Below are 26,700 nucleotides of genomic sequence, written 5' to 3' on the forward strand. Positions count from 1 at the left end.
GCCTGCTCCCGTCTTGCCGGTTCTTCGCCGGCTGTCTGTCCTGTGGCCGCGCCGGTATCAGCCCCGGCCCAATCGCCCGCGGGCGATGTGGAGGGCCAGATATACGCCGATCAGCGCAAGTGCCAGTCCGAACCAGGTGACCGCATAGCCCAAATGCTTGGCCGGCGGTGTCTGGGTCAGGCTGGCCGGCAGGCCCAAATCGGCCCGCGCCCACACATCAAGCACCTGCCCCGGATCGCTTCCCAGTGCCCGCGCCATCATATCCCGGTCAAAGACATACCATTGATTGGTATCCGGATCGTTTCCACTGGCGAAGCTCCCCGGTCTGGGCAGCAGCTCGATGCGCCAGGCCTCGGGCCGGGCGATGAGATTGCCCTCAAGGTCCTCGAAGCCGGATTCCACGAACAGGAAGCGTTGCGGGTCGTCGGGCGCGCAGCGCGGTGCCGGCATCAGCCCGACGCGCACCCAGCCTGGCTGCTGCCGCAGCGAATAATAGCGCAGCTGCGGCCCGGCCAGCGGTGCCGGCGCGGTAATTCTCGGCCCGAAGGCCCCGTCGTGATCACCGCAAAGGGCCTGTTGGAAGGATGTGACAGCCCCGCGTTCGCCATAGGCCGCGATCAGGTCGGCTTTCCACTCCATGCGCCGCAATTGCCACGTGCCCAGCGACAGGAGCAAAACGAGACTGAGCAGGGTGAAGACTGTGAGGACGGGAAGCGGTCTGAAACGTGGCATGGGGTCATCCTCCCGGGCAGGCCCCGACCAGCCTAATCGTCAAGCTCGCCCTGCTGGGCATCGTGCTGGAACTGGAGCGCGAAGAGCAGCCCCTTCAGCGGACGCAGGCACAGTATCGAGGCACCGAAAATGAAGGGCACCTGGATGATCATATGGCCCCACCAGGGCATGCCCCGGAAGGCGACCGCCGTCAGCAGGAACAAAACCACGGCCAGAAAACCGACGATGAAGAGTGCGAAAACCGCCGCACCATCGCCGACATCGGCACCCTCGAAATCTGCACCACAGACATCACAACGCGGCGCGATTTCGAGCAGGCCCTTGAACATGGCCCCCTCCCCGCACTTTGGACATCGGCCCTTGAGGCCGGCAGCGAGGGGGGAGGGTTTTTCCATATCGGTTCCGGTTATTGGTAGACGACGTACACGAAGGTGAACAGGAACAGCCAGACCACATCGACGAAGTGCCAGTACCAGGCAGCCGCCTCGAGGCCGAAATGCTTCTGCGGTGTCATCTGGCCAGCCATCAAGCGGAACAGGCAGACCGCGAGGAAGATGGTGCCGATGATGACGTGTGCGCCATGGAAGCCCGTCGCCATGAAGAAGGCGGAGCCATAGAGATTGCCCGAGATCGAGAAGCCGGCTTCGGCATACTCGACAGCCTGCAGCGCGGTGAAGCACAGGCCGAGAATGACGGTGAGCAGGAGGCCGAGCTTGGCGCCCTTGCGGTCGCCATGCTGCAGCGCGTGGTGCGCCCAGGTCACGGTCGTGCCCGAGAGCAGCAGCACCAGCGTGTTCATCAGCGGGATGTGCCAGGGATTGAAGGTCTCGACACCGGCAGGCGGCCAGGAGGCGAGCGCCGGATCCAGACGGACATCGTGGAAGATGGCGTATTCAAAGAAGACCCAGAACCAGGCGACGAAGAACATCACTTCCGAGGCGATGAACATGATCATGCCATAGCGCAGGCCGAGATCGACCACCGGTGTGTGATCACCCCGGTTGGCTTCCTTGATGACATCGCCCCACCAGCCGATCATCGTGTAGATGACCACGGCAAAGCCGAGGATCAGACCGCCCCATTGGCCATCGGCATAGAGGATGGCCAGCGGACTGTCAGGGCTGACAAGCCCCTTCATATTGCCGACGGCACCAACGGCCAGAAGGAATGCACCCAAGGAGCCGACGAACGGCCACGGGCTTGGATCGACCAAGTGGTAATCGTGTTTTACGGCATGCCCAGCCATCGCGAATCTCCTGCGACTTCAAATCAGCCCTGTTGCGTCGTGATAACCGCCGCAGGGCAAAGGTTCAATGCTAAGGCGCGGCATCGCTTGGCGAAGACGCAGCCTCATCGGTTTCAAAAAAGGTATAGGACAGGGTGATGGCGTGAACATCATCCAGATAGGGCTCTTCCGCGATCAGCGGATCGACGAAGAACAGCACCGGCATATCGATGCTTTCGCCGGGTTCAAGCGTTTGTTCCGTGAAGCAGAAACACTCGATCTTCGAAAAATATGACGCCGCCTTGTAGGGCGCGACATTATAGGTCGCCACACCGGTGACCCGCCGCGAGGAGGTATTGGTGGCGCGGTAATAGGCCAGGCCACTCTCACCGACATTCAGCGTCAGCGAACGCTGGACAGGCTGGAATTCCCACGGGATATCGCGGCTGGTATTGGCGTCAAACAGTATGGTGACTTCGCGATCGAGCACGGCGCCCGCCTCGCCGACCGCGACGCGCGTGGTACCGCCATAGCCGGTGACCTGGCAGAACAGGCTGTAGAGCGGCACCGACGCAAAGGCGGCGCCCACCATGGTCACGGCGGCGATGCCGGCAAACAGCGCGGTGCGCGCATTCTTGTCCTGGAGCCGCTTCATGCCGCACCCGCCTGGACAAGGTTCTGGCCGATCCGGATCACAGTCACGACGAAGACGAGCACGCAAAATCCGAGGAGGCTGAAGCCGATGGCCAGGTTGCGGCGCTTCCGTGCGGCCTGCTGTTCAGGCGTCAGGACCACCGTTTCGCCGGGCACGACACGGCCTTCACGGCCGCCGAACGGCGTGTCGTCAGCGGGTTTGTCGTCTTGCGATGTCATCCTGCAACTCCCGGCACCGCGATATAGGCACCAAATCCGTGCTCAATGATCAATGCGGCAAATAGCACCGTCAGATAACCGATCGAATAGGCGAACAGGTCACGCGCGGCCTTGTCGCCGGCGCGCACGGCATAGAGCGCACCCTCTTCGGCGGAACCGGCCTCACCGGCGCGCGAATTGAACACGCGCACGGCCAGGAGCAGGAAGAGCGCACCGCCGCCCAGCGAGGTCAGCGCATAGGCAACACCGCCCAGACCGGTCAGCACGGGGGCGCCGGCGAAGAGCACCAGCACGATGGAGTAAAGCAGGATCTGGAGCCGTGTCGATTTCGGGCCCTTGGCGACCGGCATCATCGGAATGCCGGCGGCCGCATAATCACCGCACTTGTAGAGCGCCAGCGCCCAGGAGTGCGGCGGCGTCCACAGGAAGATGATCATGAACAGGATGATGGCGTCGATCGAGATATGGCCCGTGGCCGCGACCCAGCCGATCATCGGCGGGAAGGCGCCGGCGGCGCCACCAATCACGATATTCTGCGGCGTCGAGCGCTTGAGAAACATCGAGTAGATGACGGAATAGAAGACGATCGAGAAGGCCAGCAGGCCGGCGGCGAGATAATTGCTCGCCAGCGCCATCATCAGCACCGACAGGATCGAGGCAATAATGCCCAGGCCGTAGGCATCGGCCTTGCTGACGGCCCCGCGCGGGATCGGCCGTTTGCGGGTGCGCTGCATGATGGCGTCGATATCGGCGTCATAGGCCATGTTGAGCGCGCCGGCAGCACCGGCACCCACAGCAAGGCTGAGAATGGCAATCGCCGCCAGCACCGGGTCCATATCGACCGGAGCCGCCACCAGACCGGCACAGGCGGTGAAAACGACAAGCGTCATCACCCGCGGCTTCATCAGGTCGAAAAAGTCGCGGGGCGAGGCCGTTGAAACGGCCCCGCCCTCAGTGCGCTGAACGCCGGGATTGGTGATGGTGTCCGCCATGGAGCCTATTTGATCCGTGGCAGCTCATTGAACTGGTGGAAAGGCGGTGGCGAGGACAGCGTCCACTCCAGCGTGGTCGCGCCTTCACCCCATGGATTGGCCTCGGCCTTGCGGCGGCGGATCGCAGCTTCGATCAGCACGGCGAAGAAGAACGCCAGACCGACCAGCATGATCAGATAACCGTAAGAGGAGACCTTGTTCCAGAGCTCGAACCCGTCGGCATAATCGACATAGCGGCGCGGCATGCCCTGCAGACCCAGGAAGTGCTGCGGGAAGAAGATCACGTTGGCGCCGATGAAGAAGAAGGCGAACTGGAGACGGGCCAGAACGGAGTTGTATTTCACACCCCAGATCTTCTCGAACCAGTAGTACCAGCCGGCAAAGATCGCGAACACGGCGCCGAGCGACAGGACGTAGTGGAAGTGAGCCACGACGTAATAGGTGTCATGCAGCGAGGCATCGACGCCGGCATTGGCCAGCACCACGCCGGTCACGCCACCGACGGTGAACAGGAAGATGAAACCGATCGCCCACAGCATCGGCGTGCGCAATTCCATCGAGCCGCCCCACATCGTGGCGATCCAGGAGAAGATCTTGATGCCGGTCGGCACCGCGATGACCATGGTCGCAGCAACGAAATAGGCCTTCAGATCGACCGGCATGCCCACGGTGTACATGTGGTGAGCCCAGACGATGAAGCCGATCGCACCGATCGAGACCATGGCGTAGGCCATGCCGAGATAACCGAAGACCGGCTTGCGCGAGAAGGTCGAGACGATGTGCGAGATCATGCCGAAACCGGGCAGGATCAGGATGTAGACTTCCGGGTGACCGAAGAACCAGAACAGGTGCTGGAACATCACCGGATCGCCGCCGCCGGCAGGATCGAAGAAGGCGGTGCCGAAATTGCGGTCGGTCAGCAGCATGGTCAGTGCGCCGGCGAGAACCGGCAGGGAGAGCAGCAGCAGGAAGACCGTCACCAGGATCGACCACACGAACAAGGGCATCTTGTGCATGGTCATGCCCGGAGCGCGCATGTTGAAAATCGTGGTGATGAAGTTGATGGCACCGAGGATCGAGCTGATACCCGCAATATGCAGCGACAGGATCAGCAGATCCATGGCCGGCCCGGGGTGACCCGAGGTCGAGAGCGGCGGATAGAGCACCCAGCCACCGCCGAAACCATTGGCGGCACCGGCGCCGGGCACGAACATCGACATGATGGCGAGCGCCAGTGCGAAGGGCAGCAGCCAGAAGGAGATGTTGTTCATACGCGGGAAGGCCATGTCGGGCGCGCCGATCATCAGCGGCACGAACCAGTTGCCGAAGCCGCCGATCATGGCCGGCATGACCATGAAGAAGATCATGATCAGTCCGTGCATCGTCGTGATGACGTTGTAGTTCTGGGCATCGCCGAAGAAACCGCCGAAGGCCGTGCCATTGAAGACCTGCAGGCCTGGCTCGGCCAGTTCCCAGCGGATCAGGCCGGACATGCCGCCACCGATGATCCCCGCGATAATCGCGAAGATCAGGTACATCGTGCCGATGTCCTTGTGGTTGGTGGAGAAGACCCAGCGCTTCCAGTCCCAGAGGCTTGGGGTGTGAGCGTCGTGATTTGCGGCGTCAGCAGACATGGTTCAGCCCATTCCTAATCGAGTTGCGCCAAGCGCGTATCCCGCGCGGCTTCGTATGCGGCAATTACGGCATTCGATTCATCGGTGCCCGGCTCGGCCGCGATCCAGGCGTCGAACGTGTCCTGGGACACGACGCGGATCTCGATCGGCATGAAGGCATGCCCCTGGCCGCACAATTCCGAGCACTGACCGTAATAGGCCCCTTCCTCGGTGACCTGGAACCAGGCCTCATTGATGCGCCCCGGAATGGCGTCGATCTTGGTGCCAAAAGCCGGCATGGCGAAATTGTGGATCACGTCGGTCGCGGTGACCTGCAGCCGGACGGTCGCATTCACAGGGACCACCAGCGGGTAATCGACCGAGAGATTGCGGTACTGACCCGGCTGGATCTCGTCTTCCGGGACCATGATGGACATGTATTCCATCGCGCCCTGGTCGGGATACTCATAGGTCCAGTTCCACTGATTGCCGGTCGCCTTGATGGTGAAATCGGCGTCGGGAATCTCTTCTTGATAATAGAGAAGCGGGAAGGAGAAGACCGAGATCGCAATCAGGATCACGACAGGCAGAGCCGTCCAGACCACTTCGAGCAGCGTGTTATGGCTGTTCTTGCTTGGAACCGGATTGGATTTCGAATTGTAACGGACCATGACCCAGATCAGCAGGGCCATGACGAAGAGCGTGATCGGAATGATGATCCACAGCAACAAGGTGTGGAACTCGGTGATCCGCTCCATGATCGGCGTAACGGCAGGCTGGAGCCCCCACGCTCCGTCCACCGGCACGTCAAACGCGAAAGCGGAGGTGGATGCGCAGATCCAAGTGAGCACGATTGCGGTCAAGAAACGCATGGCTTCCCCATACAAGTCAGGCGTGAAGGCGAGGAAACCCTCACCGATGGCGGCGGAATATAGAGCTGGTCACCTGCGCTGTCAGGTCACCAAGCACACTTTTTGTAGTGCGTTGCGCAGGGCATGATCCGTTTTGAGGGAAAATTCAAGCTGATCAGACGTTTATGGTTCAGGCCCGACACTGCAATAAAGCCGCTTTCCGCATGAAAACGCTGCCTGATTGCCCGTCCTGCGGCAATTTTACGCGCGCTGTGCGTCCAATCGTCTCACCGGGCCGCGCGGCGCTCCCATGGCGAGTCGCACAGCCCTCCCGCCGGCCGCGCTGCGATTGCCCCCGCCCGCGCTTATTCCCTCCGGGCTCGGGCTGAACTATGTCTAGCTCATCCGAAAAGCGAGAAACGAGGCCCATCATGTCCGACGAACCGATCAGCCAGTTCGAATTCGACGTGGACGATGTCCGGCCTGTGCTGGCCGAGGCGCTCGACGGCGCCGATGATGGCGAGCTCTTCCTGGAAACAGCGGCCTCCGAATCACTCGTCTTTGATGATGGCCGCATGAAGGCCTCCAGCTTCGACACCAGCCGCGGCTTCGGCCTGCGCTGCGTCTCCGGCGAGGCCTTCGGCTTTGCCCATTCCTCGGATCCGACGCTGGCAGCGGTCAAGCGCGCCGCCGAAACCGCCTCGGCGGTGAAGCGCGGCCCGGCGGCCGTCCTTGCACCACCACCGGCTGGCACCAATCGCAAGCTCTATGACGCCATCGATCCCGTCGCCAATCCGGCCTTCGAGGTCAAGTCGGCCCTGTTGCAGGAAATCGACGCCTATTGCCGCGCCAAGGACCCGTCCGTGGTCCAGGTCAGCGCCTCGATCGCCGGCTCCCTGCGCTCGATCTCGGTGCTGCGTGCCGATGGCGACATGAAAACCGATATCCGCCCGCTGGTCCGGCTCAATGTCTCGGTCACCGTCGAACGGGATGGCCGCCGCGAAACCGGCTCGGCCGGCGCCGGCGGACGCGCCGAATTTGACCAGTGGATCGCACCGGACGCCTGGAAAGGTCTCGCCAACGAGGCGATGCGGATTGCCCGCGTCAATCTCGATGCGGTCGATATTCCCGCCGGCGTCATGGATGTCGTGCTCGGGCCGGGCTGGCCGGCCGTGCTGTTGCACGAAGCCGTCGGCCACGGGCTGGAAGGCGATTTCAACCGCAAGGGCTCTTCGGCCTTCGCCGGGCGCATGGGCGAACGCGTCGCCGCCTCCGGCGTGACCATTGTTGATGACGGCACGATGGAGAAGCGCCGCGGCTCCCTGACCATTGATGATGAGGGCACACCGACCGAACGTACCGTGCTGATCGAGGACGGCATACTGGTCGGCTATATGCAGGACCGGATGAATGCGCGCCTGATGGGCCAGAAGCCGACCGGCAATGGCCGCCGGCAATCCTATGCCTACCCGCCACTGCCACGCATGACCAATACCTACATGCTCGCCGGCCAGCACAAGCCGGACGAGATGGTCGCCAGCCTCACCGACGGTATCTATGCGGTCAATTTCGGCGGCGGCCAGGTCGACATCACCTCCGGCAAGTTCGTCTTCCAGTGCACCGAGGCCTATCGGGTCCGCAACGGCAAGATCGAGGCCCCCGTCAAGGGCGCCACACTGATCGGCGACGGTCCGACCGCGCTGACACAGATTTCCATGATCGGCGATGATTTCGAGATGGATCCAGGCGTCGGCATGTGCGGCAAGGGCGGTCAGGGCGTGCCGGTCGGGGTCGGTCAGCCGAGCCTGAAAATCACTGGTCTGACCGTCGGCGGCGCCGCCTGACGGAAAAGCAATGTTCGCAGAATAACCCTGCAATAGCTGGCCTTGGCGGTCGCCTCCACCGCCGGGATCACGCCGATGCGAGCTACGTTACCAATCGTTACATGGTGCGTGCCACAGTGAGTTGCTATCCCCGGATCAGCCTGGGGGCAGGCGCATCTTGTGGGGACATATGCGAGGACTACTTACATCCGCGATCGCGGGCACAGCGTGCTTTGCGGCGATCGACGCTCCGGCCTGGTCACAGGCCGGGCCGGCCGCCGAGGCGGCGAGCGAAGCCGAGACCCGGAACGGGCTCTCTGTTTTCAGCAAGGCCTATTTCGATCAGTTTTCACCCGTAACGGCGCTGGACATGGTCCAGCGCATTCCCGGGTTTTCGGTTTCCAACGGTGATACCAGCCGGCGGGGGCTGGGCGACAGTTTCGGCAATGTGCTGATCAATGGCAGCCGCCCGTCCAACAAGTCGCTGAGCCTGGACACGCTGCTGCAGCGGATTCCGACCGGCGATGTCGAGCGGCTGGAACTGATCCAGGAAGCCCAGCCCGAGTACAATATGCGCGGTCATGCACGGCTGGTGAATATCATCCTGGCGCCCGGAGCGGGCAATTCCGGCTCCTGGGATGCGCGCCTGCTGCACTCGGCCGCCGGCCGGCTGGGGCCGCGCGCCATTCTCGCCTACGCCACGGTGCAGGGACCGGTCGAGCTTACCTTCGGCCTCGACGCCAGCAGCTCGGGAAACCGGGTTCGCCGCCGGCGCTCCCTGCGTGATGCCGGTGGCGCGCTGCTGGAAATCCAGCGCGACAATGACCAGCGCCAGTATCGCGAAGCCATCCCGACCGTCTCGCTCAACTGGAGGATCGATGATCGCTCGAGCCTGCGTGTCGACCTGCAGGGCAATGTCTGGGACTGGCACCGCAGCCAGACCTCCTTCATCGACGAGCCCGCGGGCACCGGCGTCGCGCCACTGCGCTATGAACAGAACGAGACCAGCAATCACGGCCATTCCTACCAGGGCATGGTGACCTATGGCCGCGATCTCAACGACGCCGTCTCGATCCAGACCATGGGGCTGGTGAATCGCGAGATGTGGGATGACGGGCCGGAAGCCTACGAGACCTATGATCCTGTGGCCGGCTATCTCGGCGCGATCATCGTCTCGGCAACCGGCGAGACCGAGGAAACGGCCTTCCGCCAGACACTCGCCTGGACAGCCAATGCGCGGCACACATTCGAGTTCGGCGGCGAGATGGCCCTTAATGCGCGCGATACCGGCCTGGAGCTGTTCGAGGATGATGGCACCCTTGTCACCGAAATCATCCTTCCCGTCGCCAACACCCGCGTCGAGGAGACGCGCGGCGAGATCTTCGCAAACCATACCTGGACGGTTAGCGACCGGTTGAGCATAGAAAGCGGCCTGCGCTACGAGTTCTCGGAAATCGTCCAGAGCGGCGATTTCGAACAATCGCGCTCCTTCGCCTACCCCAAACCCAGCGTGACGATGAACTGGCGCCAGGACGACCAGAACCGCGTGCGGGTCACGGCCAGCCGCGATGTCGACCAGCTTGATTTCGGAAAGTTCGCCAGCGCCATCGACATCGCCGACAATAACGCCACCATCGGCAATCCCGACTATGTGCCCCAGCGCACCTGGACACTCGAGGCCGAGTGGGAGCGCCGCTTCGGCGAGGACGGCTCGGTCTCGCTGCAAGTCGGCCATGACTGGATCGAGGATCTCGATGGCTGGGTTCCGGTCGTCACAACCGACGGCGTGTTCGACGCACCGGGCAATATCGGTGACGGGACCAATCTGCGCGTTACCGCCAATCTGACCACACCGCTCGACGGCATCGGCCTGTCCAATGCCGTGATCGACGTGTTTGCCGAATGGTATAATACCCGCGTCGAGGACCCGCTCACCGGCGAGGACACCCCCTTTTCCGGCACCCGGGAATGGGAGCTGGGGCTGGATTTCCGCCAGACCTTCCCCGCGCACCAGCTCGCCTGGGGCTGGGACTATCACTGGGTCACCGATGGCGAGGTCTTCCGGGCCCAGGAAAGGCGTCTCCATGGCAATACCGATGGCGATCTCGATCTCTATGTCGAGACGACGCGGTGGGGCGGTGTGACGACACGGCTGGGCGTTGATGGCGTGCTCAACAATGGCGATGACCGCGAGCGCGTTTTCTTCGCCGGCTCTCGGGCAGCCGGCGTGGTGGATGCCATCGAGCACCGCAATGAAAACACGGGTGCGACCTGGTATCTGCGGGTGCGCGGCACGTTCTGAACCGGGCCCGGCCTCGCGGAGCGTTCACGTCTTCGCGAGGCCGGGGCCTTGTTTCTGGCGAAGGAGGTTGAAGGCCGTTAGCCTTTCCGCGCGGCCAGGAGACGGGCTCCGGCACGCATTCGGCCTGAGCATAGCGAAGGGCCTGATCGCAGGAGAGAGACGATGGCCAGGCAGAACCGCGCCGCTTCCACCACCCCGTTCCAGCAACCGCAAAGGCTGACCCGGCGCTCGCGCCAGATGTTGATGGCGGGCCTTGCCGCCCTTGCCTTCGGCGCGGCAAGCCAGGCCCAGACCATCACGCTGGAGCGCGCGCCCAGCGGCCACCTGACCCTGCCGGTCGAAATCGGCACCAGCGGCCCCCACACCTTCCTGCTCGACACCGGCGCCAGCAATACCGCAATCGCGCAGCCGATCGCCGAAACCCTGGGCTTCCATTCGGCGTGGGAGGATTATGGTGATGTCCAGTCGCTGACCGCGCGCTTCTCGGCCGAACATTTCAGGCTGGAAGACGTGCGCTTTGGCGGCCTCCCCCCCGTATCGCTGGACAGTATCGTCGTGCCCGTCGATGGCACGCAGGAGCGGCCGGTGGCTGGCCTGCTGGGCGCCGATGCGATTCCGGTGGCGCGCTATGTGCTCGACTTCGCAAACGCGACGCTGACGCTCGACTCCGGCCGCCCGCAACACGCTGACGGCTACGTCAATGAGCAGAACCTGCTGCTCGGCCAGGCCGATCTCGGCCAGGGCATGCATGGCGTGCGCGTGATGATCGATTCCGGCAGCGCCCGCACCCTCGTCAATTCGGGGCTTCGCTCCCAGGTGCAGCAGCGCGCCCGCCGGGTCAGCTATTCGATCGACGGTATCGGCAGCCGCCTGATCGACGACACCAGCACCGAGGCGCAGCCGGTCCTGCTGCGCCAGCTCGAGCTGGGCGGACTGTGTCTCAACTCGGTCCTCGCGCTGCAGGCCGATCTCGAGATTTTCCAGGCCCTCGACTGGGGCCGGATGCCAGCCATGGTGATCGGCATGGACGTGCTGCAACACGCCACCGTCACCGTCGACCGCGAGGCCGGCACATTCGAGATCAGTGCCTCGGATGATGAGGATGCCTGCCAGGGAGAGCGGGTCATGCCCCTCACCCGCGAGCGCGACAGCAGCCGCTGACCCCGGCCCCGGCGCAGAAAAAAGGCCGCGGAGCGATGTGCTCCGCGGCCTCCTTTATTGGTACCGGTCCTGTGCCTAAGGGGCACCGGACGAGCGATCCATTGAAGGACCACCGGCTTCAGTATCCCTTGGATGCGGCGTCATCGTGCCATCCGCATCGCCCATCATTTTCTTGATGATCGGCGAGATCAGAAGCATCACCACAGCGACCCCCATCGCGATCATCCCGACCTGGGAATAGATCTCGATATAGGTCGCCTTGGCAGCCGCCACGTCGGTCAATTGACCGCCAATGGTTTCCGCGCCCGTTGATGCGGCGATCACGCCGGCGAGGAAGTTGGACAGGCCCGAATACAGGAACCAGGCCCCCATCGTCATGCCGACGACAGCTGGCGGTGCCAGCTTGGTGACTGCCGACAATCCGACCGGGGAGAGCATCAACTCACCCATGGTATGGATCCAGTAGATCAGAAAGACGAAGTACACGGCCGTCAGGCCCGTCTCGCCGCTGACACCCATGCCGCCAACCAGGGCGTAGAAACCCAGGCCTGCCATGAACACACCCAGTGCGAACTTGACCGGTGTCGACGGATTGCGGCCGCGCTTGGCAAGCCAGATCCACAGCCAGGCAATCAGCGGTGCGAAGATGAAGATGAAGGCCGCATTGAGCCCCTGGAAGACCGGTGACGGCACCGAAATGCCGAACATGGTGCGATCCACCAGGCGGTCGGTGAACAGGGTCAGCGAGGAACCGGCCTGCTCGAACAGGGCCCAGAACGGGATCTGTGCGAGGACGAAATAGATCGCCGCAAACATCTTGCCCTGTTCGGCGCCCTTGGTTTTCAGCAGCGCATAACCGACCAGCACGACGAACATGATCACGCCCAGCGGGCCGAGAATACCGCCCATATATTCCGGGTTCATCACGGCGAGCATGGCGACGGCAATAATGCCGAGACCGGCGAGATAGCAGGCCATTTCGACATTGATCGGGCCAAACACCTTTTCCTTGAGCTTCTCAGGATTCGGCGGCTCTGCACGGCCACCCAGCCAGCCCTGGAAGAAGAGGAAGGTGAACAGGCCAAGCAACATGCCGATACCGGCAAGACCGAAGCCCCAGGCCCAGCCATAGACAATCCCGATAATGCCGACGGTCACCGACGACAGGAAGGCGCCCATATTGATCCCCATATAGAACAGGGTGAAGCCGGAATCGCGCCGTGTATCGCCGAGCCCGTAGAGCGCGCCGACAATGGTGGAGATATTGGCTTTCAGGAAGCCGACGCCAGCGATGATCAAGGCCAGGGCGAAGTAGAGAATATTGACGTAGAGCGGATCCTGCTCGATGCGCGTCATGTCGCTGGAGAACGGAATTTCAGCCGGGAGACCAACCGCATCGGGGTCGGCGACGACAAGGCGGGTGCCTTCATCTTCGAACGTGATCAGTGACTGCCCCGTCTCCGAGACGATGATCTGGTTGGCATCGCCGCCCCGGCCATCGAGCGTGACCTCGTAGGCGCTGCCCTCATAGGTGAGGATCTCGCGCGAGCCCTCCCCCTCGAAAGCCATCATCCCGTGACCGAAGACCAGAAGAATGGCGCCGAACGTGACCGCCTTTCGCTGCCCGAGATAGCGGTCAGCAAGTGTGCCGCCGATAATCGTCATGACATAGACCAGGGCCGTATAGGCACCATAGATCAGGGTCGAGCGTTCGTCCGAGAACAGGAAATGCTGAGTCAGGTAGATAACCAGCAGGCCGCGCATCCCGTAATAGGAAAAGCGCTCCCACATCTCGGTCAAAAACAGAATCGCCAGCCCTTTCGGGTGACCAAAGAATGACGTGTCCGCAGACCCCGTCGACGGCGTGGCATTGGTATCAGTCACGCAAACCTCCCCTTTTCCCGCTTGATGCGGGTCAAAATATTGCCGCAATTGACCACGGCAACGGGGAAGGCTCAAGTCTCACTTGCCGCTTACGTCATTCATCCAGGTTACAAATCTGCGTGAGGCCGGCAAAAACCTAGTAGGCACACTCGGTAAAGACCGGCTCGATCGAGCCGTTCCACTCGCCCTTGAAACGCTCGATGAGGCGGTCGGCGCGGGTCAGGCCGGTGGCGGCGATCTCGTCGAGCTCGTCGAGGAAGTGGGCTTCGTTCTCGCCATAATTATTGAGGCGTGCCCGGGCATTGAGGCCGGCGCGGGAAATGGCGAGCACCTCCTTGGCCAGGTCCTGCATCGAGCGGTCGCCGTCATAGCCGGCGCGCATGCCGTGGACGGCGGCGGCAAGGCGCATGCCGTCACGCTGGTCGGCGCTCCAGCCCTTGACCAGGTCCCAGGCCGCATCGAGCGCGGTGTCGTCATACAAGAGGCCGACCCAGAAGCCCGGTAGGGCGCAGAGCGTGTTCCACGGACCGCTGTCGGCGCCGCGCATTTCCAGGAATGTTTTCAGACGCACTTCCGGGAACATGGTGCCGATATGGTCTTCCCAATCGCTGATCACGGGTTTTTCGCCCGGCAGGGCCGGCAGGCGCCCGTCGAGGAAATCGCGAAAACTCTGGCCGGTGGCGTCGAGATATTTGCCGCCGCGCTTGACGAAATACATCGGCACATCGAGCACCCAGTCGACATAGCGCTGGAAACTCATGCCCTCCTCGAACACGAAGGGCAGCATGCCGGTGCGATGATTGTCGGTGTCGGTCCAGACATGGCCTCGATAGGAGAGATAGCCGTTGAGCTGGCCGTCCTTGAAGGGGGAATTGGCAAACAGGGCCGTTGCCAGCGGCTGCAGCGCCAGCGAGACGCGGAATTTCTTGACCATGTCGGCTTCGCTGGAGAAGTCGAGATTGGTCTGGACGGTGCAGGAGCGGAACATCATCTGATGCCCCATCGTGCCGACCTTGGGCATATAGGCCTTCATCAGCCCGTAGCGGGCCTTGGGCATCATCGGCGTTTCTTCCAGTGACCATTTCGGCGAGAAGCCGAGGCCCAGGAAGCCGGCACCGATTTCGTCGGCGATTTCGCGCACTTCGGACAGGTGGCGGTTCACCTCGTCACAGGTCTGGTGGACCGTTTCCAGGGGGGCACCGGAGAGCTCGAACTGGCCGCCCGGCTCCAGGGTGATCGAAGCGGCATTGCGCTTGAGCGCGACCAGCTTGCCATCTTCCTCGACGCGCTCCCAGCCGAAACGGGCCAGGCCTTCGAGCATTTTCTTCACGCTCGGGCCATCGCCCTCATAGGGGATGGGCGTGTGGTCTTTCAGCGCGAAACCGAATTTCTCGTGCTCGGTACCGATGCGGAAGGCATCGCGCGGCTTGCAGCCGGAAGCGAGATAGGCGGCCAGCTGGCCGGGATCTTCGATGGGAGCGCCTTCGCCGCCCTGATTATACGTGCCGCTCATGCCAAGGCCCCCGGTCGCAACTGATATCCGTCTCAAATATGGAGGTGAGGCGCATTGAACAAGAGCCAGCCTCTGTGTTTCACGCTGACGTGAGGATCAGGCCCAGTCGCCACGGCCCGCCTGCCAGAGCGCGAGCGCGGCAATAACCGCTGTCTCCGCACGCAGAATGCGCGGCCCCAGCGAAACGGCGCGAACGAAATCGAGCTGACGCAGCCGGGTGCGTTCCTCCGGCGAAAACCCGCCCTCCGGGCCGATCAGGAGTGCGGCAGGACCGGCAGGATCAGCACGCAGCACGTCAAGCATCGGCGCGGCACGGCCCGCCTGCCCGCCCCAGGCGGCATCGGCCTCGTCACCGGCCTCATCGCAATAATACAGGAGCCGGGCCGGGTCCCAGCCATCGAGAACGCGCTCCAGCCGCTCGATCGGCGCGATTGCCGGCAGGTCGAGACGCTCGGTCTGCTCGGCGGCTTCCTTGGCGAGAATGTGGAAACGTTCCGGCTTGATGCGGTCAGACTGGGTGCGCCGGGTGGTGACGGGATGAATCTCGCGCACACCCAGTTCGGTTGCCTTCTCGACAATCAGATCCGTCTTCTGCCGCTTGACCGGCGCAAACAGCAACCAAAGATCGGGCACGCCCGATTGCGGCCGCGTCTGTGCCACCAGTTCAAGGATGGCGCCCTTGCGGTGGGCATCGGCGATGCGGGCCGACCATTCGCCATCACGGCCATTGAAGACCCGCACGCCATCGCCCTCACCGCGCCGCATCACATTGAGCACATAATGCGTATCCTCCCGGCTCAGCGGGAGACGGGCCGCAGGGGCGAAGGGGCAATCGAGGAAAAGGCGCGGGTCGGTCGACATGCCCATGGCTTTGGCGTCACTGCGTCTTGCCGTCAAGCCTGCCTTGAATTGGCCTCCCGGCTTTGTCACACCTTTGCGGATGCAATTGAATTTCGATCGGCGAGTCGCAGACTCCCTGCCAAGCAGTTGGGTAGATAAAGCGCCGGTGGCGCTGCGCCCTTACCTGCGCCTGGGGCGCTTCGACCGTCCGATCGGCTTCTGGCTGCTCGGCCTGCCTTGCCTGCACGGATTGATGCTGGCGCGTATCGGCCAGGGGATCGGCTGGATCGACCTCTGGTACACGGTGCTCTTCGCAATCGGTGCCGTGGCGATGCGCGGTGCCGGCTGCACCTATAACGACATTGTCGACCGCGATCTCGACGCCCGCGTCGCGCGCACCGCCAACCGGCCTCTGCCGGCCGGGACGGTGACGCTGAAACAGGCCTGGGTCTTCGTGGTGGCACAATGCCTCGTCGGTCTGCTCGTGCTGGTGCAATTCCCGCTGCCGGCCATCGGAGTCGGGCTCGCCTCGCTGCTGCTGGTCGCTGCCTATCCCTTCATGAAGCGCATCACCTGGTGGCCCCAGGCCTGGCTCGGCCTGACCTTCAACTGGGGCATTCCGGTCGCCTATGTCGCGGCCACCGGCCGGTTCGACCTCGAACTCTTCGTGCTCTACGCCGCCGCGATCTGCTGGACGCTGGGCTATGACACGATTTACGCCCACCAGGACGGCGAGGACGACGCCCTCGTCGGGGTCAAATCCACCGCCCGCCTGTTCGGCGAAAGCTCACAGCTCTGGGTCGCCGGCTTCTACGGCCTCAATGCCGTGCTGGTCGGGGTTGCCATCTGGCTCAGCGCCGCATCGCCCTGGGTCGTGATCCCCTACACGCTCTATACGGCGCACCTGTTCAACCAGGTCCGCAAGCTCGACATCGAGGATGGCGCGCAGTGCCTGGCGATCTTCAAGTCCAACCGCACGACCGGCCTGCTGCTGGTCGCAACGCTCGGCCTGGCCGCCCTGCTCTGACGGCCCCTGCGGCCTGTCGGCGGGATTAAACTTTCGTCATGACCATTTGACCGACCGCCCCGCTTGGGTCTTTGATGACGGCTAGCCAGACTTTAGCCGACCCATGGGGAAAACATGACATTCTATCGAGGCTTGGCAGCCGGTTTCGGCGCCCTTCTCCTCACCGCTTGCCAGCCGGCAGACCCGGTCGATGCACCGGACACCGCCAGCGATGCAGCGGCCGTCACTCACGACACCAGCTTCCAGGTCGATGTCAGCTATTACCAGCTCGACAACGGTCTGCGCGTCGTCCTGTCGGAAGACCACACCGTGCCGACCGCCACCGTCGGCGTCTATTACGGTGTCGGCTTCCGCAATGAACCGCAGGGCCGCACCGGCTTCGCGCACCTGTTCGAACACCTCATGTTCCAGGGCTCGGCCAACCTGCCCCACGGCGCCTTCGACAGCCTGATCTACGGATCGGGCGGCGTGAACAATGGCTCGACCCGCTATGATTTCACCAATTACTACGAGGTCGTGCCCTCGAACGCGCTGCAGGCCATCCTGTGGGCGGAAGCCGACCGCATGGCCTCGCCCAATCTCGACGAGACCCAGCTCGACAATCAGCGCGAGGTCGTGCGCAACGAGGTCTTCGTCAATGTCATCAACCAGCCCTATGGCGGCTGGATCTGGATCGACCTGCCGATGGCGGCGAACGAGAACTGGCACAATGCCCATAATTTCTACGGCGATCTGAGCGATCTTGACGCCGCCAGCCTCGAGGACGCCCAGGCCTTCTTCGACACCTTCTACGCGCCCAATAATGCTGTCCTCGTCGTCGCCGGCGATATCGACAAGGGCGAGACGCTGGCCTGGATCGAGGACATGTTCGCGCCGATCGAAGCCGGGGCCCCGTTGCCGGAGATCGACACCAGCGAACCGCGTCAGAATGCCGAGAAATTCGCGTCCATCGAAGACGAGCTGGCCAACCAGCCCGCCCTCGCCGTCGGCTATCACATGCCGGATCGCGGCACGCCGGAATATTATGCCATGGCGATGCTGGACCAGCTTCTGCTGCAGGGCGATGACAGCCTTTTGACCGCCTCCATGGTCAATGAGCACGGCTATGCCTCCGGCGTGTTCGGCGGCATCAATCTGCTCGGCAATGCCTTCAATTATGACGGCCCCATGCTGTGGACGGTCGGACTGATCCACGACAGCGAATTCACCGTCAGCGAAGTGATGGGCACGCTCGACACCACGATCGAGGCCGTGCGTACAGACCTGTTCAGCGATGCCGATGTCGAACGCGCGCGCACCAAACTGCTCGCCGATTTCTACGCCACTGCCGATACCGGCACCCGGTTCGGCCTGGTCGACCTGCTCGCCTCCTTCGCCCTGTTTGATGATGACCCGTCACGGATCAACCGCATCACCGAGGGTTTCGAACAGGTGACGCCGGAACTGATCCGCGCCACCGCCGAGGAATATCTTCGCCCGACCAATCGCACCGTGCTCGAGGTCCGGCTCGCACCGGACGATACCGGTGCGGCGGAATAACCAGGCCATGATGGGAGCGAAAACCATGATCAACACACTTCTCCGCGCGACGCTTGCCGCCGCCAGCCTGGCCCTCCTGCCCGCCACCGCACTGGCCCAGGGCGATCAGCAACCGCCAATCGGCACGCCGCGCGCCTTTGAACTGCCCGAGACCCGCAGTTTCACGCTCGACAATGGCCTCGAGGTCACCTTCATCCCCTTCGGCCTGGCGCCGACCACGCGGATTTCGGTCCAGATCCGGGCCGGGAATGTCGATGATGGCGACCAGACCTGGCTCGCCGACCTGACCGGCGCGATGATGGAAGAAGGCTCGGCCGGCCAGTCCAAGGAAGAACTCGCCACCGCAATGGCCGCAATGGGCGGGTCGATCAATGTCGGGATCGGCTGGAACTCGTCGGGCGTGAGCACCAATGTCCTGTCGCAATACAGCGCCGATGCGACCGCCCTGCTCGCCGATGTCGTGCGCCGACCCGACTTTGCCGAAAGCGAATTCGACCGCGTGCGGCAGAACCTGATCCGCAATGTCGATATCCAGCGCGCCCAGCCGGGCTCCATCGCGACGGAAGCCTATTACCGCATCCTGTTTGGTGACGAACATCCCTATGGCCGCTACCTGCCGACCGAGGAACAGTTGCGCAGCTACACGCTCGACGACGTCCGGGCCTTCTACGCCGCCAATTTCGGCGCCGGGCGCACACGCATCTATGTCGCCGGGCGTTTCGATGACGCGGAAATGGAAGCTGCCATCCGCGATGCCTTTGGTGACTGGGCCCGCGGTGAGCCTGACACGGCCGAAGGCACGCCGGCCCGGCATGGCCCGATCGTGCAATTGATCGACCGCCCCGGTGCGCCGCAAACGACGCTCCGGCTCGGCTTCCCGGTGATGGCGATCAATGATCCCGATGTGCCGGCGATGACGGTGATGAATGCCCTGCTGGGCGGCTCCTTCACTTCGCGCCTGACCCGCAATCTGCGCGAGGACAAGGGCTATACCTATTCGCCCGGCTCCGGCACGACCTGGATGATGGGAGGCGGTATATGGACCTTCAACGCCGACGTCACCGCCGCCGATACCGCAGCCGCCCTGGGCGAGACCTTCATGGAGATCCGCCGGTTGCAGGATGAGGCCCCGACACCGACGGAAGCCGACAATATCCGCTCCTGGCTGTCCGGCGTCTTCGTCCTGCAGAACGCATCCACCGCCGGGCTGATCGGCCAACTCGCGAGCCGGGACTTCTGGGACTTGCCGGAGGATTATCTCGACACCTATGTGCCCAATATCCTCGCCGTCAGCGATGAGGACATCTCGCGCATGGCCAGCCAGTATCTGCCGCTCGACCAGATGGTTCTGGTGCTGGTCGGTGATCTCTCGCTGATCGGCGACGATGTACGGGCCATGCCCGAATTGCAGGGCGCGCATTTCATCACGGCGTCAGAAGACTGACACCGGCGCCCCATGGCATGACGGCCGGGCCTTTGCGTCCGGCCGTTTTGCGTTATACGGCGGCCATGACCGAACCCCTCGACCCGATCGCCTTCGTCCGCGCCCACACGGCCCTGATGGCACCTCCGCTGGTGCCCGAGGTGAAATTGCATCTCGCCGTCGAGACGGTGGCAATCTGGGAACAGACCGAGGAGGCGCTCGGCGCCATGGGCCTGCCGCCGCCCTTCTGGGCCTTTGCCTGGGCCGGTGGCCAGGCGCTGGCGCGCTATTGCCTCGACAATCCCGACATCGTGGCCGGCCGCCGCGTGCTCGATTTCGCCGCCGGCGGCGCCGTCTCGGGCATCGCTGCCAGGAAGGCCGGTGCCGCCTCGGTACTGGCCTGCGAACTCGATAGCTTCGCCATCGCCGCGATCGAGGCCAATGCCGATGCCAATGGGGTCATGCTGGACACCCGGCTCGGCGATCTGGTCGGCACGGATGAGGGCTGGGATGTCGTGCTCGCCGGCGATGTCTTCTACGAGGATGGTCCGGCGCGGCTGATCGGCGGCTGGCTGCAGGGCCTGGCGCAGCGCGGCGCCACCGTGCTGATCGGCGATCCCGGGCGCTCCTTCCTGCCGCAGGACCGGCTGGACAAGCTGGCCGAATACACCGTGCCGGTGACCCGCGACCTGGAAGACCGGGAAGTGCGCTATGCCAAGGTCTGGAAATTCCGCTAGCGCCACTCCCCTGCCCGCCAGAATCACACCAGTTTCAGCCCCATGGCCCGCATCCGCGCCGTTGACCGGCGATTATTCCTTCTGATCGAAATCGCCGCCCGGCGTCTCAACCGGGATGCCGATGCACGCCTGAAGGCCGAGGCCGGTGTCACATCAGCCCAGGCGGCGGTACTCTTCCTGCTGGCGCGGCGCGGTGAGCGCCGCATGGGCGAGATCGGCGACACGCTCTCGCTCAACCCGCCGGCCGTCACTGGACTGGTCAGCCGTATGGAAGCGCTCGGCCTGGTGCAGAAGACCGCCTCGAAGACCGATGGACGTTCCGCCGTCGTCTCGCTGACCGAGAAGGGTCGCGCGCTCGGTGATGCCGCGGACATCAGCCTGCGCGGGCTCAATACCGAACTGGAAGCGCAGCTCGGCGAGGCCGACAGCAATATGCTGCACCGCGTCCTCACCCGGCTCGCCACGGAAAGCTGATCTCCGGCCTGATCGCCTGCCCTGCTTGACGCATACGTAAGGGTAAAAGGGTTGGCCAAGCCCGCCTCCGATGCTCTAGTCTGCCGCAAAATCACAAGGGAGACTGCGATGAGCGAGCTGGTTCTGGTCGAGGATGCTGACGGTGTCCGCACCATATATTTCAACCGCCCCGACAAGAAAAACGCCCTGACGCGGCCGATGTATTCCGCCGCGGCCGAAGCGCTGGAAAGCGGCGATGCCGACCCGGCCATTCGCGTCTTCATCATCGCCGGTGCCGGTGGCATCTTTACCGCCGGCAATGACCTGGTCGATTTCATGCAGGCCCCGCCGCATATCGGTGGCGGCGAAGTGCCACCGGTCGAGCATTTCATGCGTGCCCTGCTGCACGCGAAAAAACCGGTTATCGCCGCCGTCGACGGGCTCGCCATTGGGATCGGCGTGACGATGCTGATGCATTGCGATCTGGTCTATGCCTCACCGCGCGCCAGCTTCAAGACTCCCTTTGTCGATCTCGCCCTCGCCCCGGAATACGGTTCCAGCCAGGTGATGCCGCGGATGTTCGGTCATGTCATCGCCGCCGATCTCTTGCTGCTCGGCTCGACCTGGGATGCGGAAAAGGCTGCCCGCTACGGGCTGATCAATGATGTCGCCGATGATGTCGAGGCGCTGGCGCGTGCCAGTGCCGCCAATCTCGCCGCCAAGGCACCCGGCTCGCTGCGGGCCGCCAAGGAATTGATGCGGCGCCCGCCCGAGGGCATCCAGGACCGCATCACCCTGGAAGGTGGCATGTTTGCCGAATTGCTGCGCTCGGAAGAATTCACCGAAGCGGCCACGGCCTTCATGGAACGCCGCAAGCCGGATTTCTCGAAATTCGGCTAGAGTGAAGGGATCAGGGGGAGACAACACATGTTGCGTATCATTCTCGGTGCCAGTGGCGCCGCTCTGGCCGCCGGCCTGGCCGCACTGAACCTTTCACCGGTCGGCCAGATCTACCTGCCCTCGGCGACCGGCATCGTTGCCAAGCAGATGTGTTCCCTCACCTGGGTCTCCGGCCTGGATCCAGACCAGGCCCGGGAAATGTATCTCGACCCGCTGCTCGGTGATGCCGGCAGTGTCATCGGCTACACTATGGACGAGGATAACCGCGAGGTCAGTGCCTCCCTGCTTGGCATGTTCTGGACCCAGCGCGCCGTCTGGCGCGACGGGCTGGGCTGTACGCTGGTCCATGGCGGACATGGCTTCGACCCGGATCTGACCGTTCCCGTCGCGCATGATTTCATGCCGATGGAGCTGGATACCGCCCACCGCGACACCTGGTTTGATCGCGAGGCGCTGGATGCCGCCGTGCTCGGTGCCTTTGACGATGCGTCCCAGGACAGCCGCAATACGCTTGGCGTCGCCATCCTGCATCAGGGCCGGCTCGTCGCCGAGCATTATGCGCCCGGCGCCAGCCGCGAAACCCGCTTCCATGGCTGGTCGATGACCAAGAGCGTCATCACGACCCTGGCCGGAACCATGGTGCAGGACGGGCTGCTCGATATCCGCGCGCAAGGCGATATCCCGGCCCTGGCCGCCGTGGGCGATCCGCAACTCGCCGACATCACCATCGAGAGCCTGCTGCGCATGACCGGCGGGCTGGCCATCGCCGAGCTCAATAACGGCATGGATCCCAATTCGCAGATGCTGTTCACCCAGTGGGACATGCCGCATTTCGCCGCCACCCGTGAGCGCCTGCATGCGCCGGGCGAGCACTGGCAATATATGAGCGGCAACACGATCCTCGCCTCCGACACCATGCAGCGCCGGCTTGGCGACACCCTGCCTGAACAGATCGCCGCCCTGCGGGCGCGCATCTATGAACCGCTCGGCATCTATTCCGCCATCATGGAACCGGGCGAGAACGGCACCTTCCAGGGCTCGTCCTACATGTATGCCACCGCCCAGGACTGGGCGCGGCTGGGCCAGCTCTATCTGGATGACGGCGTTGTCAATGGAGAACGCCTGCTGCCGGAAGACTGGTACGATATCGTCGCCGAGCCGACACCGGGTTCGGGCGGCGGCTATGGCATGGGTTTCTGGCTGCCGACCGAGGCGACCGGCCTGCCAGAGGAAACCATCATGATGAGCGGTTTCCAGGGCCAATGGGGCTATGTCATGCCCGAGCAGGACCTTGTGATCGTGCGTTTTGGGGCCACGATCGGTGTCAGCTCACGCTCCGGACGCCTGGCGCGCGAAGTCGTCGAGGCGCTGCGGCCGCCGGCACCGGCAGAGGCGCCGGCCACCGCGACTGGCGGGGACGAGCCCCTCTAGGCCCGTGCCGCGCACACCAGCGGCGGGGATTCCGCGACCAGACCTGAGGCGATGACGGTGCGGACGTGAGTCCGCACCTCACCGGCGGTCGGGACATTACGGCGGAGGTTCTTGAGCAGGGCATGATTGGCGGGTCCGCGACGCGGAGTGCCCACCGACCAGGTCTGATAGCGGCGCTTCAGCAGCGGCACGAATTCGAGGCGTTGCGGATCGGCATGGCGCCGGTCGCCGGCAATGCTTTGCCAGAAGTCTTCCAGCGCGTCGCGATCGCCTTCGACCTCTTCCATGAACCAGCCGCAATCCCAGATCAGGGCGCCGGTCATTTGCCGGTCGGTACTCGCCTTCATGCAACAGGCGAGGATGCTGCCCAGCTCGCCATTGAGCGCGCCCACGCCCATGTCGACCCGTGCTTTCGACACCATCACCGCCCTGTGCAACATCGTATGGGTTACCCGTTCAAAATCTGTCCGTTGCTGAGTAGCGTGAAGGCTTGAATTCTTTGTCTCGAAGACGACGATAATTTCATTCAAACACGTGTAAAAACAGAGACAATCGCGACGCCCGACCGGCCGGCTGACGGGCAAATGCCTTGCCACGCTCAGGTTTTTCCAGACAACCAGACTTCAGGCGCGACGCATCGCGCACTGGCATTTTCTGCAGCGAAGTTGCAGTTTCTCCAGCCGGTACAAGCGAGATCCTGACATGGCCTGTAAATCCCTGCGCGACTTCATCGACCAGCTCGAAGCGGACGGCGATCTGGTCCGCATCACGACGCAGGTCTCCACCGATCTGGAAATCACCGAGATCCACAAGCGCACCCTCCATGCCGGCGGCCCGGCCCTGCTGTTCGAGAATGTCGTCAATGAGCAGGGCGTCAAAAGCGAGATGCCGGTGCTGGTCAATCTGTTCGGCACGGTGCGCCGTGTTGCCCAGGCGGTGACGCTCGGCGGCAAGCCGCGCTCGACGGCGGGCGAGCTGCGCGAGGTCGGCGAATTGCTCGCCTTCCTGCGCCAGCCGGAACCGCCGCGCGATTTCAAGGGCGCGATCGAGCTGCTGCCGCTGGCCAAGACAGTGATGTCGATGCGGCCAAGAACGGTGAAGCGCGCGCCCTGCCAGGATGTGGTCCTCACCGGCGATGAGATCGATCTCGACCGCCTGCCGATCCAGACCTGCTGGCCGGGCGAGCCCGCCCCGCTGATCACCTGGCCGCTGGTCGTCACCAAGGGCCCCTCAACCGACAAGCAGGACGACTATAATCTCGGCATTTACCGCATGCAGAAGCTGGGCAAGGACCGCACTTTGATGCGCTGGCTCAAGCATCGCGGCGGGGCACAGCATTTCGCCCGCTGGAAAGACAAGAAGCCCGATCCCCTGCCCTGCGCCGTCGTGCTCGGTGCCGATCCCGGCACCATTCTCGCCGCCGTCACCCCGATCCCCGACACGCTCTCGGAATACCAGTTCGCCGGAATCCTGCGCGGGCAAAAGGTCGAGCTGGTCGACTGCAAGACCGTGCCGCTCAAAGTGCCCGCCGAGGCCGAGATCGTGCTCGAGGGCCATGTCATGCTCGACGAATATGGTCCGGAAGGCCCCTATGGCGACCACACCGGCTATTACAATTCCGTCGAGCATTTCCCGGTGTTCCGGATCAGCGCCATCACCATGCGCCAGGATCCGATCTATCTGTCGACCTATACCGGCCGGCCGCCGGACGAGCCCTCCGTGCTCGGCGAAGCCCTCAACGAGGTCTTCATCCCGCTGCTGCAGCAGCAATATCCGGAAATCCTCGATTTCTGGCTGCCGCCCGAAGGCTGTTCCTACCGCATCGCCGTCATCTCGATGAAGAAGGCCTATGCCGGCCATGCCAAGCGCGTGATGATGGGCGCCTGGTCCTTCCTGCGCCAGTTCATGTACACCAAATGGATCATCGTCGTGGATGAGGATATCGATCCGCGCGACTGGAAAGACGTGATGTGGGCCGTGAGCACACGCATGGACCCGGCCCGCGACATCGTCACCGTCGAAAACACCCCGATCGACTATCTGGATTTCGCCTCGCCGGTATCAGGGCTGGGCAGCAAGATCGGGCTGGATGCGACCAACAAGATGGGCAATGAGACGAGCCGCGAGTGGGGCGAGAAGCTGGATATGGATGAGGCGACGAAGGCACGCGTGGATGCGATGTGGGCGGAGTTGGGGTTGTGAGCCATGAGCGCCGATAGTCTCGCCCCGCTGCTTGCCGAGATTCGGGGACGCGTTGAATTGATCAGCGCGTCCCTCCCGTCGGAAGTTGACCCGGCCGCCTATATCGAAGTCGGCAAGTTACCCCTAAAGGTTCATCACTTGCGCGAGTGCCTAATTTGGCGAATGGAGGAGTTGAGCCGGACCGCGCTGTCGGCGTTCGAAGCGGACGATAAAGCCGCAGGAATAATTCTGACTCGCGCCGCGTTGGAATGCGTTGCGATGACTTGGTACACTGACAAGAATGTCGCCTTAGCTATTGAGACAGGCGACCGTCACACCCTGAATGAGACTGCGACGAGGTTGCTGCTGGGCTGGAAGACGGAGGCTGACCTCCCAGCCGCAATCAACGTACAAACAATGATCAACCAAGCCGCCAAGTCGGTACCGGAAATCAAAACTGCGTACGATATACTCAGTGAGGTAGCGCATCCGAACTATCGAGGCATGGCCTTCCTCTACTCGAAAATTGATCAGGAGAAAATACTCGTCAATTTTGGAAAATCTGTCCGAAAAACCAATATCAAGAAGCATGGCGCGGAGTCTCTGAATGCATCCCTTATTGTCTTCGAAAGCGCCTACGACCGACTGGGCGACCGGATACAGCTCCTAGTCGACCGCACCCGCTAGTCCGCGCGCACCGCACCTCGACGAAGCCGGCACTTCCCCCTTTCAGTCACCCTAGGATCGCCCGCGATTCCCCCGGACTTGTTCCGGGGCCTGCCGGAGGGGATTCCAGCCAGGCTGTCAACGCGTGGCAGGCCCCGGAATTCGCTGCGCTCCTCCGGGGGAAGCTTGTTTTGAATGTTGGGTGCGAGATTTCGGGTCCCTATCCCCGCCCTCAGCCCGCAAACTCCGTCACCCTGACGAAGGTCAGGGCCCAGTTCACAGAGCGGTAAGGCTCGGAAATGTGGCGCTTATTCTATTTGCGTTGAGTATGAAACTGGGTCCTGACCTTCGTCAGGATGACGTTTTTTGGGCGATGTTATCCCCACCCCCTCTGCCTGCACTTATGCTCACAACGTTCCGGTTGCACGGGAGGCGTGAGCTCAGTCACTTGCGGCGATCGGGAGCGTGGAGCCCATCCGCACGACGGCGTGACAGCCCGAGTTCCGGTGGGGCCATGATCGGGGAAGTGAGGCA

At 63.2% G+C, this 26,700-nt stretch carries 24 protein-coding genes; 12 read left to right on the plus strand and 12 right to left on the minus strand.

All coding sequences use genetic code 11. The features are described 5' to 3' along the window. Positions 1–57 precede the first annotated feature (57 nt). From ACN0YF_RS03620 to coxB, 8 genes are all read right to left on the minus strand, one after another. On the minus strand, positions 58–732 hold the full coding sequence (locus ACN0YF_RS03620; protein WP_417483249.1) for an SURF1 family protein: 675 nt from the start codon (positions 730–732) through the stop codon (positions 58–60). Between the two features lie 32 nt (positions 733–764). Beyond that, the gene (locus ACN0YF_RS03625; RefSeq protein WP_417483250.1) at positions 765–1,061 is read right to left on the minus strand and encodes a DUF983 domain-containing protein; all 297 of its coding nucleotides are present in this window, start codon (positions 1,059–1,061) and stop codon (positions 765–767) included. Positions 1,062–1,138: 77 nt separating this feature from the next. After that, on the minus strand, positions 1,139–1,978 hold the full coding sequence (locus ACN0YF_RS03630) for a cytochrome c oxidase subunit 3 (RefSeq protein ID WP_417493381.1): 840 nt from the start codon (positions 1,976–1,978) through the stop codon (positions 1,139–1,141). Positions 1,979–2,048: 70 nt separating this feature from the next. Further along, positions 2,049–2,612 (minus strand): cytochrome c oxidase assembly protein, encoded by a 564-nt coding sequence (locus ACN0YF_RS03635; RefSeq protein ID WP_417483252.1) that lies wholly within the window; start codon positions 2,610–2,612, stop codon positions 2,049–2,051. After that, entirely contained in the window at positions 2,609–2,830 is a 222-nt protein-coding gene (locus tag ACN0YF_RS03640; protein WP_417493382.1) for a protoheme IX farnesyltransferase, read from the minus strand. Before ACN0YF_RS03640 ends, ACN0YF_RS03635 begins: the two co-directional genes overlap by 4 nt. Beyond that, on the minus strand, positions 2,827–3,822 hold the full coding sequence (locus tag ACN0YF_RS03645) for a heme o synthase (protein WP_417483254.1): 996 nt from the start codon (positions 3,820–3,822) through the stop codon (positions 2,827–2,829). Before ACN0YF_RS03645 ends, ACN0YF_RS03640 begins: the two co-directional genes overlap by 4 nt. Before the next feature lie 5 nt (positions 3,823–3,827). Beyond that, positions 3,828–5,456, minus strand: coding sequence for a cytochrome c oxidase subunit I (gene ctaD / locus ACN0YF_RS03650; protein WP_417483255.1), 1,629 nt, complete (start codon positions 5,454–5,456; stop codon positions 3,828–3,830). Between the two features lie 14 nt (positions 5,457–5,470). Then, entirely contained in the window at positions 5,471–6,307 is an 837-nt protein-coding gene (gene coxB / locus ACN0YF_RS03655; RefSeq protein WP_417493383.1) for a cytochrome c oxidase subunit II, read from the minus strand. 410 nt (positions 6,308–6,717) lie between these two features. Here coxB and tldD point away from each other — a divergent pair, with 410 nt between their 5' ends. From tldD to ACN0YF_RS03670, 3 genes are all read left to right on the plus strand, one after another. Next, complete coding sequence (gene tldD, locus ACN0YF_RS03660) at positions 6,718–8,130, plus strand: metalloprotease TldD (protein ID WP_417493384.1); 1,413 nt, start codon at positions 6,718–6,720, stop codon at positions 8,128–8,130. 169 nt (positions 8,131–8,299) lie between these two features. After that, positions 8,300–10,411: a TonB-dependent receptor plug domain-containing protein gene (locus ACN0YF_RS03665; RefSeq protein WP_417493385.1), complete on the plus strand. Its 2,112-nt coding sequence runs from the start codon at positions 8,300–8,302 to the stop codon at positions 10,409–10,411. Between the two features lie 162 nt (positions 10,412–10,573). Next, positions 10,574–11,572: an aspartyl protease family protein gene (locus ACN0YF_RS03670; RefSeq protein WP_417493386.1), complete on the plus strand. Its 999-nt coding sequence runs from the start codon at positions 10,574–10,576 to the stop codon at positions 11,570–11,572. Positions 11,573–11,647: 75 nt separating this feature from the next. Here the strand turns inward: ACN0YF_RS03670 and ACN0YF_RS03675 are convergent, their stop codons facing one another. From ACN0YF_RS03675 to ACN0YF_RS03685, 3 genes are all read right to left on the minus strand, one after another. Then, positions 11,648–13,363, minus strand: a complete 1,716-nt coding sequence (locus ACN0YF_RS03675) for a peptide MFS transporter (RefSeq protein WP_417493397.1) — start codon at positions 13,361–13,363, stop codon at positions 11,648–11,650. Positions 13,364–13,592: 229 nt separating this feature from the next. Then, positions 13,593–14,969 (minus strand): glutamate--cysteine ligase, encoded by a 1,377-nt coding sequence (locus ACN0YF_RS03680; RefSeq protein WP_417493387.1) that lies wholly within the window; start codon positions 14,967–14,969, stop codon positions 13,593–13,595. Positions 14,970–15,065: 96 nt separating this feature from the next. Next, complete coding sequence (locus ACN0YF_RS03685; RefSeq protein ID WP_417493388.1) at positions 15,066–15,830, minus strand: 16S rRNA (uracil(1498)-N(3))-methyltransferase; 765 nt, start codon at positions 15,828–15,830, stop codon at positions 15,066–15,068. A gap of 79 nt (positions 15,831–15,909) precedes the next feature. Here ACN0YF_RS03685 and ubiA point away from each other — a divergent pair, with 79 nt between their 5' ends. The 7 genes from ubiA to ACN0YF_RS03720 all read left to right on the plus strand — a co-directional run bounded on the left by ubiA (position 15,910) and on the right by ACN0YF_RS03720 (position 23,319). Next, positions 15,910–16,836, plus strand: coding sequence for a 4-hydroxybenzoate octaprenyltransferase (gene ubiA / locus ACN0YF_RS03690; protein ID WP_417493389.1), 927 nt, complete (start codon positions 15,910–15,912; stop codon positions 16,834–16,836). 114 nt (positions 16,837–16,950) lie between these two features. Beyond that, positions 16,951–18,375 carry a M16 family metallopeptidase gene (locus tag ACN0YF_RS03695; protein WP_417493390.1) on the plus strand — a complete coding sequence of 475 codons (1,425 nt, stop codon included), beginning with the start codon at positions 16,951–16,953 and terminating at the stop codon, positions 18,373–18,375. Positions 18,376–18,400: 25 nt separating this feature from the next. After that, positions 18,401–19,819, plus strand: coding sequence for a M16 family metallopeptidase (locus ACN0YF_RS03700; protein ID WP_417493391.1), 1,419 nt, complete (start codon positions 18,401–18,403; stop codon positions 19,817–19,819). Positions 19,820–19,884: 65 nt separating this feature from the next. Beyond that, positions 19,885–20,535, plus strand: a complete 651-nt coding sequence (locus ACN0YF_RS03705; protein ID WP_417493392.1) for a class I SAM-dependent methyltransferase — start codon at positions 19,885–19,887, stop codon at positions 20,533–20,535. Positions 20,536–20,577: 42 nt separating this feature from the next. Further along, positions 20,578–21,009: a MarR family winged helix-turn-helix transcriptional regulator gene (locus ACN0YF_RS03710; RefSeq protein ID WP_417483266.1), complete on the plus strand. Its 432-nt coding sequence runs from the start codon at positions 20,578–20,580 to the stop codon at positions 21,007–21,009. A 108-nt stretch (positions 21,010–21,117) separates the two neighbouring features. Beyond that, on the plus strand, positions 21,118–21,888 hold the full coding sequence (locus ACN0YF_RS03715) for an enoyl-CoA hydratase (RefSeq protein ID WP_417493393.1): 771 nt from the start codon (positions 21,118–21,120) through the stop codon (positions 21,886–21,888). A 27-nt stretch (positions 21,889–21,915) separates the two neighbouring features. After that, the gene (locus ACN0YF_RS03720) at positions 21,916–23,319 is read left to right on the plus strand and encodes a serine hydrolase domain-containing protein (protein WP_417493394.1); all 1,404 of its coding nucleotides are present in this window, start codon (positions 21,916–21,918) and stop codon (positions 23,317–23,319) included. On the opposite strand, the gene ACN0YF_RS03725 is transcribed toward ACN0YF_RS03720, so the two are convergent. Continuing rightward, positions 23,316–23,741 carry a BLUF domain-containing protein gene (locus ACN0YF_RS03725; RefSeq protein WP_417493398.1) on the minus strand — a complete coding sequence of 142 codons (426 nt, stop codon included), beginning with the start codon at positions 23,739–23,741 and terminating at the stop codon, positions 23,316–23,318. The two genes, ACN0YF_RS03720 and ACN0YF_RS03725, sit on opposite strands and share 4 nt — an antisense overlap. A gap of 280 nt (positions 23,742–24,021) precedes the next feature. Between ACN0YF_RS03725 and ACN0YF_RS03730 the strand changes: the two genes are divergently transcribed. Next, positions 24,022–25,521 carry a UbiD family decarboxylase gene (locus ACN0YF_RS03730; RefSeq protein WP_417493395.1) on the plus strand — a complete coding sequence of 500 codons (1,500 nt, stop codon included), beginning with the start codon at positions 24,022–24,024 and terminating at the stop codon, positions 25,519–25,521. Between the two features lie 3 nt (positions 25,522–25,524). Further along, positions 25,525–26,187 carry a hypothetical protein gene (locus ACN0YF_RS03735; protein ID WP_417493396.1) on the plus strand — a complete coding sequence of 221 codons (663 nt, stop codon included), beginning with the start codon at positions 25,525–25,527 and terminating at the stop codon, positions 26,185–26,187. The last annotated feature ends 513 nt before the right edge of the window (positions 26,188–26,700 follow it).

The organism is Maricaulis sp., assembly GCF_048270265.1.
Taxonomy (GTDB): Bacteria; Pseudomonadota; Alphaproteobacteria; order Caulobacterales; family Maricaulaceae; genus Maricaulis.